Genomic DNA, 11,949 nt, shown 5'->3' with positions numbered 1-11,949 from the left:
GGTTCCTCCTATAATTCCGCGAGTTCTAGCTCGAGCACGGTAATTTCATCAGCAAGTAAACGCTGAGTGGTTGATACGATTAGAGCGAAAAGACGTTCATTACCTGGATGTGTAGACCGTTTGTCCATATCAACAACGTTGTTCCGACGTCCATTTTTTATTTCAATAGAAGCCGCACTGTCCAAACTTTCTATTTGATTTATTAAAGAGTGAATTCTATCAACGATTGCGCGAGCTTTCTTCGCTCGTACCTCCATGTACTCCAATGTTTTCCGGTCCATAACACTTTCCTTTCTTCCATCGCCGTGATAAACTGGCTGTGAATTGTTTACTTGCGGCTCTAACGCGACGGCCATCGCTGTTAGGGCTTTTTCTTTAAAACGGGAGTGGTTCGTCGATTACTATCTCATGAGCAGCCTCTTCCGTTTCAAGCAACTCTACCTCGTCGCGGATCTCTTCGAGCTCATTAACCAGCTCGTCCAAACCGGATTTTGCGAAGCTCGAAAGATTATCTAGGATGTTATGAGTTAGGTTGTACTTGTCCGAAATACCACCGCTTAGCTTAGCCAGCGTATCCAGAACAGCCTCGATTTTGTTTACGATTGACATTGATTTCACCCCCTCTCAATCATTTTTTTTCGATTGCCACTCCCTATACTCCACGTAAATCCAATGTCATTTAAGGAATGGACGATATCATCTGGAAGATTGCCTTTTTTGTATCTGTGCCTACAATCAGTAACCCAAGTACCCAATTTAATGCCATCAATTTCATATCTATGTGGAACCATTAAATTCCCTTTCATGGTTTTGTACTTCTTTAAAAGCGACAAATTAAGTTCAAACGAATTTTTATATGGATCGAACAAAAAACCGATTTCTTCAAGCTGGACTAATCTATTAATTGGCAGTTTTCCATTTCTGAATAACTTCCTTTGGAATTCAACCCAGGTACGTAACCGTCTGCCCTCACCATTCTTTTTGTAGGTGAGTTTCAAATGTCCATGCATTTTTTTGAAATCGATAAGTTGATCCAACATAAAATGCCACGCTTCTCCGTGTACATCCCATACAAAATTTATATCTTGTAGCTTTTCAATGTGCGATTCGGTGATGGCTAAGTTTTTCTTGCCTTTCATAGCTGCGCGTTGCGTGTTAACCCAAATACACAATGCCGTCCCTTTCTTCGGATACTCACCATGATCTAATAAATGATTTTTCAACTCTTCGAATCTCGCATCCCAGCCATCCCTCAAAGATGCCTCGATTTCAAGAAACATTCCCAAAATTTCAACCGTTTCGTCGATAATCATAAAGTCAGGAATGACAATTTCAGTACTGTCTATTGATGATCGAAGTTTGTTCTCTCGATCAGCACTATCTTTCAAATCCTTGCTTAAATTCCCCGCACGTACACTCTGCCGATTATTCACAAAATCGAATATGAGTGGCTGATTTCTGTTCCCTGCCTGTAACGCTCGCCCGATCTGCTGATAGTAGATGATAGGCGAAATGGTAGGTCTGAGCAGGATCACGCCTGTCACATCGTCAATGTGGATGCCTTCGTTCAGCATTTCGATAGAGAACAGTAGTCTAACGTTATCGGTGTTATCATTGTGTCTGAACGCATTTAATGCTGCGTCATTACCATTCGCGCCATGTGCCACGAAATAGCTTTCGACCTCATTTCCAATATCAGCCTTCTTAAACCAATCAATGACTATTAGTTCCATCTCGGCTAAGTGGGCTTTATCCTTACAGAAAACAATGTACTTGCCTGCGCCAGCCGCATGCTTCTTCAATATCTGAGGGATTCCCTTGCTTTTCTCAAGCTTGCGCTTTAGCTTCTCAACCTCTTTATGCAGAGCAGCTTTAGATTCATCATCATTGCTACTCTTGTTAATCTTTTCCTGCAAGCTCTCGACCTCTTCATCGAACGTGTAGAGCGCGGCGATGTATTTTGGCATCGGTAGGATGCTTTGAACGATCGCGTCTGTTAAGGACAGGTTGACTGCTACTGAGCCGTCAAACAGTTCATCTGACATATCGCGTTCGCCATCGAGATAACGTACAGGTGTAGCAGATGTGCCGAGCAGCTTTGCGTCAGGGAATACCGTAATCAATTCATTCACCCCTGCTCCCCACGTTGTAGCACCGCATCTATGAAACTCATCTAGGACGATGAGAGAAGGATTAAGCTGTTGAATCTCGCTGGCAGTAAGCATAGAAAGCTTCGTGTAGGTCATCAGATGAACGTTAGGCAGTTCGCCTGCCTTCATTAGTAATTGATCCAAGATGTAGTTAGAAGGTGCGAGAACGACTGCAGACGCTCCGTGCAGATCAAGCAGGCATTGCAGGATGAGATAAGACTTACCTGTGCCAGTTGCTTGAATAGCCGCCGCCTTATTCCCATGCTCCCAAAGCTTATTGATGCTTGCATACGCTCGTTGGTTATGAGGGTATAGATCGATTTGTTTTGGCATTAATAGGTCTCCCTTCTTCGTAAAATCAGCTCGAATACCTAAAATTTGCAAAAAATAATAATGGTACATGATTTTCGCGTTTGCGAAATCAATCCCAATCCCTCCAGTGCCCCTACTGCCAGCCCTCGATAAATTGCTCGAGCGTTATTTGATAGAGATGCCAAATCTTTTGGTTAACGAATCGATCAGCGAGAAAGTTAAGCAGCTCGTCCGATATTTGAATCATGGTACAATCACCAGCTTTGCATTTAAGCGCGTCTTGTAACGGCAATATTGCTTATAGGCATGTGCAGCAAGCTTAGGCATGCAATCCGCTGTCGCTCGTTCTTCAAGCTGTGAAAAATATGCACAAACGTTGACCAGTTGCAGTTTACTCATGTGTAAGCTCCTCTCGATTAGATAAGCCCCACATCGCCGCGTGTGCGGTGACCGAGCGGGAGTTGGCGGTTAACGTACCGTGTAGCTGAGCGGTGCTGCGATAGGCGCGTTGTGTCTTTCGGGACCAGATACTCCTCAGTTCCTACAAAAGCCTTTCCGCCACGAAAATGCCAATAGATTTTAATGACGATTCGGATCATATAGTACTCCTTCCAAATTTTCGTATGTCAATCATCCTAATCTGATAGAATAGAAATTGTAGACAATTTCCAGTTCAGATAGAAAGGAGGTAAAAAAAATGTCGAATGATAGAACCAATATTATTTATGAACTATTAGTAAACATCGCTGATGAATCTACTCAAAAAACTGTATTTTCACGAATTGGTGAAGCAGAATTTGATTCAGCAATAGAAAAATCAATAGCATTAAATTTGATACAAGGCCTATTTGCTGATAGAAATGCGAACGGCGGATTGCTTCTTGAGAGAAATCATAAGTTTGGCTTAACAGAAGCAGGCGTTAAATTTATTGAAGACTATAAGCTTCTGAACTTATAATGTCTTTTTTGGACAACCCAACCGTCGCCCCTACAGCGGCGGTTTCTTTGTATCCGTGGGGCTGGGCTTTCATCTCGGCTAGAAGCGTCTGCATCGCCATATCGTAGGCAACCCAATTGGGAACCGGAGCAATCTCCATAGATGCGGGGCCGAGATTGATCAACGCCTCTCCAAATGTCTTGGTGTCACGCTTTGCTGCAGCAATCATCTTGGCTGCTGTTTCAGTTGTTGTCATAGTAGAACGCCTCCTGCGACTTGACTCTTAAACTCGCCCGACGCTTTGAATTTATTGATAAAGTAAATCTGCCCCTTACCAGTGATCTTCGGTGTTCGAGTTGTTTTGAAACCGTCGCTTGTACTAAGACGCTGCCCAACCTTGATCTCCATGATCTTGAGCTCCATAGAGCGCTGTGTCGGCATGTTGTACTCGCTGCCTGTCTTGACTAGGTAACCATTCTCGCGGAGCCACTTAAACAGCCTGACCTCGCCTATGTTGATGCCGTTTTGCTTGAGTAACTTGGCTAGCTCACCGACAAGAATCGAATCGTCAGAAACTTCTAAGGCTTCGGCAAAAATCACCTTTGGCCTGTCCGCAGCAGCTTGAAGGTGTAGAGCTTCCTTTTCCTCCGCCAGTGTAGCAGCGAGGAACAACGCTTCAGATAATGATTGCGGTATTTGTGGAGCGGTTAGCTGCTGGCGCATTCGCTTGAACTCTTCTAAGAAGCGAACCTTCATTTTCATTGCTACTGGCGTCACATAAGACATTGCAATGATTGCGAATGCGTCTTCAGTTAAATCATACTTGGGATACCATTGTTTATTTTGCTGGTGTTGATATTGGGTCTGCTGTATGTTCAGCACCCCCCATTCAGATTCCCCGGCCTCTTGAAGTTTGTACAATTGGCTCTCGATATCAGCCAAAACATTTTTATGTTCTTTTCCGAATACTTCCGCCACTGTCAAACTATCTGTTACCGGCTGGCCGTTCTCAATACGTACAAGTTTATTCATTGTCATCCTCCTCTTTATTTTCATTTTGATTAGCGGAGTGCTCTTCTTGTGTCTTATTAAGACACTCCGCTTCAAAAAAATTTTCGTAAGGCATTTGAAACAAATTACTCAATTTTGCAATTTCATCAGCGTAGAATCTGCCACGGTTATTCTCTTTTCTTGAGTATGCATTTGTTGACAACCCCAGCTTTTCTGCCACGTCTTTACTAAGCATTCCGCAATTTACTCTTGCTGCTTTCACACTTAATTTTATTGGTCCTTGCATTATTTCACCGCCTTCGTATGTTTCGTGTCTTTTTAGGACACAATAAGAATAGCACCCCATATATACACCGTCAACCCCTAAAATGACACGAAATAATTAAAAAGTTGTATAACGTGTCATTTTAGGGTTATAATAATTTCATGCCATTATTGAAGGGGAATTTTAAATGACCAATTTAAACGACTCGAAAAATTTTTATATAGCAACAGGAAAAAACATAAAAATGTACCGTGATTTAAGGAATTATAGTCTCCAGGTATTGGCTGAAAAAGTTGGATTAACTAAAAAAACCATTCAACGTTATGAGAATGGAGAAATAAAAATCGATATGAATAGATTGAAAGACTTGGCTGGTGCTCTTGAAGTTACAGTTACTCAATTGACTGAAGGCGCCTATACATATTTAGGTTCTGGGCCAACTGAAAACGAAAATATAAATATTCCTATCGTCGGTAAGATTTCTTGCGGTAATGGGGAATTAGCATATGAATACATTGAAGGATACGAATCGACTCCTCGTAGCTGGATCAATGGAGGAGAATATTTTTATTTAAGAGCAAGAGGCGATAGTATGATCGGAGCTCGAATTCATGACGGAGACTTGTTACTGATTCGTAAGCAAGAAGAAGTTGAAGACGGAGAAATAGCTGCAGTTATGGTTGGAGAAGATGCTGTCCTTAAGAAAGTATATAAACAAGGAAATACACTAGTTTTACAATCTGCTAATGAAAAATACCCTCCTATCATTTGTGGAAAGGGACTTGATTCTAATATTCAAGTTATCGGCAAACTCAAAAAAATTGTTATAAGTTTCTAATTCAACGGTTGTAACCCACCCTAAAAATAAGGGTGGGTTTATGCTATCTTTCATACAAAATTTTTAATAACTTTACCTACTATGAGCAACATTTCTCTAATCTCCGTTTCAATATTTGGATTTGAAGAATGCAGTTTAAAAATCAATCCTTCCTTTTCAACCCTCCTCAATGTCAAAACAGATATATCATCTTCACTAGCTATAGCAAATATTTCGTCTGGAGAAATAACTTGGGTCTGTTTAATAATAACAATATCATCAACAAATATCTGATCTCCAGACATATTATTATCTCGGACTTTGTAATAAAAATCCCCCATATTGTAACCACCCTTACGATGTTTTAATTTAAAATTGAACATGAAAGCACATATTAAAAGACATATACCTTAAACTAAATTTAGTAATATGTTATGAAACACGGAATAATTGAATTCTACAGAAGATCAATAACTAAACCTCACCTCCTAAAATCAACACAAAAAAGCCGCTTTAAACCAACGAAATTAAAAACTAGGTACAAAAAAATTCCAATACAGTTATACAGCTAACTGTATCATCACATTTTTTTTTATAACCTAGTAATTACTCATTGGATTAAAGCGGCTGCTCTAATCAAAACTTTAAATTGCCTCGTTCACCGTATGGAATGGTAGTAACAACGGTGAAAATTAATGCTACAACGTAATAATACGGATTCTTAAATAATGACTGCAACTAGCAGTAATTCGTAATTAGAATTCCCCTTCTGTCGCATGACTAGGGGTAAGGAACATTAAAGAAACATATGCTATATTTTGCATTTTAATATATTTCAGCTATGATAGCAAGCACTTTTTCCCAATAATATATTACTACTCTCCATCTGTTAATGATAGTCTGTCGATGCTTGAAGTGATTATTTTTAAAATCTCTTTTAAACTATGTTCTTTTAATGTGATTATTTCGCCGATATGATGTTCTTCAAGTTTTATCTTTATTTTTTTCAAATTATCTAATTCGTCCATATAATACTCTTTTATATTTTGAAAATTATATCGAGTTTTCAATGCATTCCTAACTTCCATCAATTGTTGATTATCTAGTTCATTTAAAATCATCATAAACTCATCAACATTTATTAATGCGAATATTGGATAGTAAACTAAATATCTACGAGTGTCATTATTTGACAACATCTTAAGAAGTTTTTCAAGATCATATTTTGCTGCGGATAATGTCAAGCTAATCTGCTTTGTCGTATCCTCTGAATAGCTTTGCTTCAATATAGAAATTATTTCATCTTTCATTGTATTATAAAAATCTGAACTACTAACATTTACGCTTGGTATTAGTTCATCAAAATCAATAATTGAATCATCTTCCGATAATTTCCGATCATATTTTGCCATTAAATACCCCTCAGAGAATATCTTCTGAACATCCTGTAAAGATTCTGCAATTAACTTCTCCTTTGAGAAAAACTCAAAGAAAGTATAAACAAATGGATATTGAGTTAGTAGAAATTTCCCTTCATGTATCTCGGAGAGAACGATCTTGCAATTGTACTCAAATTCCGTTTGATCAAGTTCCCAATATCGTTGAAGTTTTTGAAATGGATTTCTATCTGAAATTACAAATAACTTAATCTCTTCATTAAACATTCTATCATCTAGGTACCCAGAAAATAAAAAGCGTATGATCGATGGATATAGTTCAAAGTTAGATATGTTATATTCATATTTATTCGCAAATTCAATTATAAAAGACTTTTCTGCGTTTGTTGTTGTATTCTTTTGATTCCTTTCTGTATATTTAGCTAAGGTATAGCTAGAATCGTCAAGCAAAAATGCATCTTCTTTTGAGATTTTACCTAATCTAATCTCAAACAAAAACGCTAATGTGAATTGTAGTGTATTCACACCATTTTGCTCAAAATGTTTGTTACTTAATGCATTTAACTTGTTATAAATCAAATTATAATCCGATAACCCTTGAATTAATGAACGTAAATTTTTACCTGATTTTTCGAAAGTTTTAAGAATTAATCTTTTATTTTTATTCAAAAAAGAATAATATTTTTCATCAATAAATCTATAATGCTCTAATATCTGTTCTATTACTATATTACTATCTGGTGAAAACTCTAATGTCTTTCCAATTAGTTTTTCTTTAAAACGTCTGAAATCTTCTTTATTACCCATATCCTTTTCTGATGCAATAATAATAGTTTTAATTTGATCATGTTCTACCAATCCATTTAAATATCCCAGTATCTCCGTTAAATCCATCTTGCATCTTTCTAAATCATCAAAACAAAGTACAATATTTTTTTTCAATTTCACAAAGGGCTCAATGGATACTTTTAAATTACCTACTCTTCTACCAAAAAATGCAGCAGCATTGAAAGCAATTTTAGAGACTTCACCCCCCATTTTTATAGTCTTCTCATTTTCCTTAATAATTGGATTCGAAGCGAAAAAAATTTGTTTACTCAACTCCTCAACTGTGGCTATACCAAATAAGGAGACATATAAAGGTTTCTTATTTTTGCTCTTTATGAGTTTTGTAAGTCTATTCTTGAAAAAATATGTTTTTCCTGTTCCCCAATCACCATTAATCATATAAGCAAATTTATCCAAATCGTTATCAATATAATTACTTATGGCTTTTTCTAAAATATCCAAATTAATTCTCCTCACATGATTACATTATTTTTCATGAAATGTTGATTCAATTCACAACATTATAATGAGCATATCTAGAATTTCTATCTGATATTTATACTAGGAAATAATACCCAACCAATAGAAAATGTAGTAGAATCATACTATATTTTGTTGGAGGGGGAAAGAGTTTGTTTGGATTATTTGTCGTATTAGGTCTCTTATCTATTATTGGATTTGTTGTTGGTGGGGCTGGCTGGATTATCAAAAAGTTCACTAAACAGAATGTAAAGAAATTCAAGTTAATCTGCTTATCATGTGTCGGGGTCATAGTTATTTCATTCGGCGGTTGTGCTGCAACTGTTCCAGAAGACAAAGCTCTGACAAGTGATACTACTATTTTTGTTACATCAACGCCTAAATCTTCAGAGGAAGCATCTCCTGAAGTAGTAGTTTCTTCACCTAATGCTTCACCAGCGGACGCGATAGTTGAGTCCTCGCCTGAAGCAACAGCAGTTCCTAGTAAAACTACCGAGGCAGCTGATGTAACTTTAGAGTTCCCATCAGATCGTTTCCCTGAAACCGCAGCTCACATACTGAATGCCATTAAAAGTGGAAAATCAGCAGTATGTACTATTGATCGAAACGGAGCGGAAGATAATCGCGAGCAATCCTTAAAAGGCATTGATACAAAAAAGGGGTTTGATAGAGATGAATGGCCGATGGCCATGTGTGCTGAAGGCGGCAAAGGAGCTGACATAGCGTACGTCACTCCATCTGATAATCGCGGCGCCGGTTCGTGGGTAGGTAATCAACTCGAGGATTTAAAGGATGGAACAAAAGTGTTGTTTGTCGTAGGAAAATCAGACGCAATAGTCGAAGCTGCGGTACCAGATGCAACCCATGCTGTTGTCGCTACTGAAAAGCCAGTTGCAACTAAAAAACCTGCTACAACAGCAAAGCCAGCAGCTACAAAAGCTCCTACTCCAAAACCAACTGAAGCTCCAGTTGTGGTTGAGGAAACTGTTTATTATGCTAACTGTTCTGCGGTAAGAGCTGCAGGTGCTGACCCGATTTATGAGGGTGATCCTGGCTACAGTACTAAGCTTGATCGTGATGGTGATGGTGTTGCCTGTGAATAGTAATTCAGATAAAAGTGATCAATTCAGCTTTATTAGCATCTTATCAAACTTATTTCATCTTCTAAAATCATTTAATAACAAATTGATCAATTTTGTTGAAGAAAAACAAGAGTTCATTCCATTTTCAAATTTAATAATTCGATACCTAAAACTTCCTCTGCCTGTAAAATGCTTGATAGGTTTTTTAAGTGGTTTTATAGGGATAAATATAGCCTATTTTATAGGCTTTATTATTGTGCAAAGTAAAGGGAAAAATGAAGTTCTCTCTCTAATAACCGCATTCCAAAATCCTATTGAGTTTCCGTTTTCGTTAGTTCTTTTTTACTCATTTATTTTTTCGTATTTATTTATTTCTTCATTAATGCCTTTTTTCTTTTTATATTTAATAGTAACACTCAAGAAGATATATAATATAAGATTAATAGAAAAAAGAGTAAGTAAAATAAAAAGAAGATTAATAACTGTAGCATATTACATTTCCTCTTTAATTTTTTGGCTGCTTTCTTTCCTTTTTATAATGCAGACGGCACCTTATTTACCTTATATTATGCTTTACCAATCTAAAGATCCTGTTATGTTAGAAACCATGTTAAAATCCTTGTTCAGTGGTATACCATACTCAGACACGGTCATTCTAAATTACGAATATTTCAATTCTGAAGTCATGTACTCACTTAGCTTTGCTCACATTATTACAATTATTTTTGTTCTATTAATTCGTCCAATCTTTAAATGGTACAAAAATACTGCAGAGGGATCTGTAAAGTTTGTTTTGCCTTTCTTATCAGGCTTTGCTGTATTTTTAGTATTATTGTTTGTCGCAAGCACTTTTCTATTTTATCAATGGGGAAATTTCGGAAAAAGTTTATCGCAATTCAATTTGGACTATGTATCTGTTGAGTACACATTTAACAAAGAGATTGGTCAGATTGAAGGTATACGAATATTTCAGAAAGAAAACTATTTAGTGATCAAAGATTCTTGTAATGCTATGCATTATCTTTCCTCAAACGAAGTTCATGTTACTACACTCACCAAAACTCCAGTATGTGGCAATTTAGAGACTCCAACAAAAGATTAATATTGTTCTTTCGTATTGCCGTTATTCAAATCATTTTTATCTATAACTCATAGAGGAGTGAAACAAAATTAAAGACATGCTAAATAACTCAATAAAAAAAGAAGTTAATGGTAATTCTCCAAAACCAAAACGTGGACTGGATAAAGATGATTTAAAGGCATTATTTAAAATAGGAATTCCAATCCTTATTGTTGTTGTATTTTTATATTCATTTGATGCATTTGGAAAATCTGGTGAAGAATCTGCAACCAAACAGGAGCAATTCTCACCGCTTTATTCAGTAGGACAATCTTTTACCGTTGAAGGAATTACATTTAATGTGAGCAAAACTGAAAAAAAAGAAGAGACTGAGAACAATCGCATAATTATTTATTATTCAGCAAAGAACAACGGTAAAGAAGAAGTTTCAATTAGCTTTAATAATATTAAATTAATTGATAGCTTGGATCGAGAGTATGAAGGATCTTATTCATCAAAAGATCCAGGTTCATTAAACCCAGGGATAGAAAAATCAGGCATTGTAGAATTTGAAGTCTCTAAAGGCGAGCTTGGTAAAACAGTCGTTGCATTCAGGTCCGATATGTTTGATTTTGGAGGAGCTGATTATGGGTTTGTAAAGGTTCCATAAAAACTATAATCAAATACGTGCGGATTTATTAAACTGAACGTCAGAAAGCCCTCGACCACATAGGTCAAGGGCTTTTTTATTGCAGTATATTATACCATTTTCTGCACACCATACTCGTAAATGATTCAATTAGGTGGGATTTAATGAATAAGGTAATGGAGTTACCTGTCGTACCAATGGCGCCGGTCACATCACCGGACATTCCAACCGGTCCTGAATGGGGTTATCAAATTAAATGGGATGGTGTGCGAACGCTGGCAAGGCTGGACGGCAAAGGCGGCGTGGAGATATTTTCGAAGCGTGTAGAGCCGAGGAACGATCGGTTTCCCGAAATCGTTGAATTGTTGAGTCCGCTGCGGATCGGTGCCTGTGTATTGGATGGCGAGATCGCATACTTTGACGGCAGCCGGCCAAACTTCCAGTGCGTGCTCGTCGGGGTTAACCGTAAAAAATATGATGACAACCTTATATTTGTCGCATTCGATATGCTTTACGATAAAGGTAAGGATATCCGCTCCCTCCCCTTCAAAGAACGTTATGCACGGCTTGCAGCTAAATTTCCGAATAAGCAACCACGGGTATTTGTGACTGATTTGGTTTACGATGGTCCAGCTCTATGGGAATGGGTTAATATTCGAGAGTGGGAAGGCATTATCTCTCGTAAGCTGGATAGCCCATATGTCGAAGCTAAAAAACATCGGTATATGTTTAAGAAAAGAAGTCCGAATCGTGGCAGACGTTGTGGGCATTAAATTAAAGAACGGCTATGTATCGAGCCTTGTACTTAGATATGAAAATCGATATGTTGGTCACGTTTCAGGGATAGATGCCGCATCCAAAAAGGTACTAAAGCAATTTATGGAACAGCATCCTGGAGAGTGTCCTTTCCCTGTTCTCTCCGCCGGAATGAAGAAATCTGACGTTAGATGGTTAGCCTTTC

General features: G+C 37.5%; 15 protein-coding genes and 1 pseudogene. 7 read left to right on the top strand and 9 right to left on the bottom strand.

Going from position 1 to position 11,949, the window contains the following annotated elements; translation table 11 throughout:
- Window positions 1-8: 8 nt before the first annotated feature.
- From AC0YN3_RS01670 to AC0YN3_RS01655, 4 genes are all read right to left on the bottom strand, one after another.
- Window positions 9-281 (bottom strand): hypothetical protein, encoded by a 273-nt coding sequence (locus AC0YN3_RS01670; RefSeq protein WP_475773421.1) that lies wholly within the window; start codon window positions 279-281, stop codon window positions 9-11.
- Window positions 282-375: 94 nt separating this feature from the next.
- On the bottom strand, window positions 376-609 hold the full coding sequence (locus AC0YN3_RS01665) for a hypothetical protein (protein WP_475773420.1): 234 nt from the start codon (window positions 607-609) through the stop codon (window positions 376-378).
- A gap of 5 nt (window positions 610-614) precedes the next feature.
- Window positions 615-2,483 carry a Helicase associated domain protein gene (locus AC0YN3_RS01660; protein WP_475773419.1) on the bottom strand — a complete coding sequence of 623 codons (1,869 nt, stop codon included), beginning with the start codon at window positions 2,481-2,483 and terminating at the stop codon, window positions 615-617.
- A gap of 222 nt (window positions 2,484-2,705) precedes the next feature.
- Window positions 2,706-2,861, bottom strand: coding sequence for a hypothetical protein (locus AC0YN3_RS01655; RefSeq protein WP_475773418.1), 156 nt, complete (start codon window positions 2,859-2,861; stop codon window positions 2,706-2,708).
- A 298-nt stretch (window positions 2,862-3,159) separates the two neighbouring features.
- Here AC0YN3_RS01655 and AC0YN3_RS01650 point away from each other — a divergent pair, with 298 nt between their 5' ends.
- Complete coding sequence (locus tag AC0YN3_RS01650) at window positions 3,160-3,420, top strand: hypothetical protein (protein ID WP_475773417.1); 261 nt, start codon at window positions 3,160-3,162, stop codon at window positions 3,418-3,420.
- Here the strand turns inward: AC0YN3_RS01650 and AC0YN3_RS01645 are convergent.
- Genes AC0YN3_RS01645 through AC0YN3_RS01635 form a run of 3 tightly spaced genes read right to left on the bottom strand, consistent with a single transcriptional unit; the run spans window position 3,389 to window position 4,696 of the window.
- Complete coding sequence (locus AC0YN3_RS01645; protein WP_475773416.1) at window positions 3,389-3,655, bottom strand: hypothetical protein; 267 nt, start codon at window positions 3,653-3,655, stop codon at window positions 3,389-3,391. The two genes, AC0YN3_RS01650 and AC0YN3_RS01645, sit on opposite strands and share 32 nt — an antisense overlap.
- The gene (locus tag AC0YN3_RS01640; RefSeq protein ID WP_475773415.1) at window positions 3,652-4,431 is read right to left on the bottom strand and encodes a Rha family transcriptional regulator; all 780 of its coding nucleotides are present in this window, start codon (window positions 4,429-4,431) and stop codon (window positions 3,652-3,654) included. The genes AC0YN3_RS01645 and AC0YN3_RS01640 overlap by 4 nt, the downstream gene beginning before the upstream one ends.
- The gene (locus AC0YN3_RS01635; RefSeq protein ID WP_475773414.1) at window positions 4,424-4,696 is read right to left on the bottom strand and encodes a helix-turn-helix transcriptional regulator; all 273 of its coding nucleotides are present in this window, start codon (window positions 4,694-4,696) and stop codon (window positions 4,424-4,426) included. The genes AC0YN3_RS01640 and AC0YN3_RS01635 overlap by 8 nt, the downstream gene beginning before the upstream one ends.
- Window positions 4,697-4,862: 166 nt before the next feature.
- Between AC0YN3_RS01635 and AC0YN3_RS01630 the strand changes: the two genes are divergently transcribed.
- Entirely contained in the window at window positions 4,863-5,513 is a 651-nt protein-coding gene (locus tag AC0YN3_RS01630; RefSeq protein ID WP_475773413.1) for a LexA family protein, read from the top strand.
- A 50-nt stretch (window positions 5,514-5,563) separates the two neighbouring features.
- Here the strand turns inward: AC0YN3_RS01630 and AC0YN3_RS01625 are convergent, their stop codons facing one another.
- Window positions 5,564-5,833 (bottom strand): LexA family protein, encoded by a 270-nt coding sequence (locus AC0YN3_RS01625; RefSeq protein ID WP_475773412.1) that lies wholly within the window; start codon window positions 5,831-5,833, stop codon window positions 5,564-5,566.
- A 534-nt stretch (window positions 5,834-6,367) separates the two neighbouring features.
- A complete protein-coding gene (locus AC0YN3_RS01620; RefSeq protein ID WP_475773411.1) occupies window positions 6,368-8,179 on the bottom strand; it encodes a P-loop NTPase fold protein in 1,812 nt (603 codons plus the stop codon).
- Between the two features lie 464 nt (window positions 8,180-8,643).
- On the opposite strand from AC0YN3_RS01620, the pseudogene AC0YN3_RS01615 reads away from it, so the two are divergent.
- The 5 genes and pseudogenes from AC0YN3_RS01615 to AC0YN3_RS01595 form a co-directional block, all read left to right on the top strand.
- Window positions 8,644-9,015, top strand: a pseudogene (locus AC0YN3_RS01615) (NucA/NucB deoxyribonuclease domain-containing protein); the annotation flags it as partial.
- Complete coding sequence (locus AC0YN3_RS01610; RefSeq protein WP_475774259.1) at window positions 9,001-9,300, top strand: excalibur calcium-binding domain-containing protein; 300 nt, start codon at window positions 9,001-9,003, stop codon at window positions 9,298-9,300. The pseudogene AC0YN3_RS01615 and the gene AC0YN3_RS01610, both read left to right, overlap by 15 nt.
- Entirely contained in the window at window positions 9,236-10,381 is a 1,146-nt protein-coding gene (locus tag AC0YN3_RS01605) for a hypothetical protein (RefSeq protein WP_475773410.1), read from the top strand. The genes AC0YN3_RS01610 and AC0YN3_RS01605 overlap by 65 nt, the downstream gene beginning before the upstream one ends.
- A 76-nt stretch (window positions 10,382-10,457) precedes the next feature.
- The gene (locus tag AC0YN3_RS01600; RefSeq protein WP_475773409.1) at window positions 10,458-11,009 is read left to right on the top strand and encodes a DUF4352 domain-containing protein; all 552 of its coding nucleotides are present in this window, start codon (window positions 10,458-10,460) and stop codon (window positions 11,007-11,009) included.
- Window positions 11,010-11,152: 143 nt separating this feature from the next.
- The gene (locus AC0YN3_RS01595; RefSeq protein WP_475773408.1) at window positions 11,153-11,761 is read left to right on the top strand and encodes an ATP-dependent DNA ligase; all 609 of its coding nucleotides are present in this window, start codon (window positions 11,153-11,155) and stop codon (window positions 11,759-11,761) included.
- The last annotated feature ends 188 nt before the right edge of the window (window positions 11,762-11,949 follow it).

Source organism: Paenibacillus sp. J22R232 (assembly GCF_056269165.1).
The sequence above is the reverse complement of the archived record's forward strand: the minus strand, read 5'-3'. Positions and strand labels throughout refer to the sequence as shown.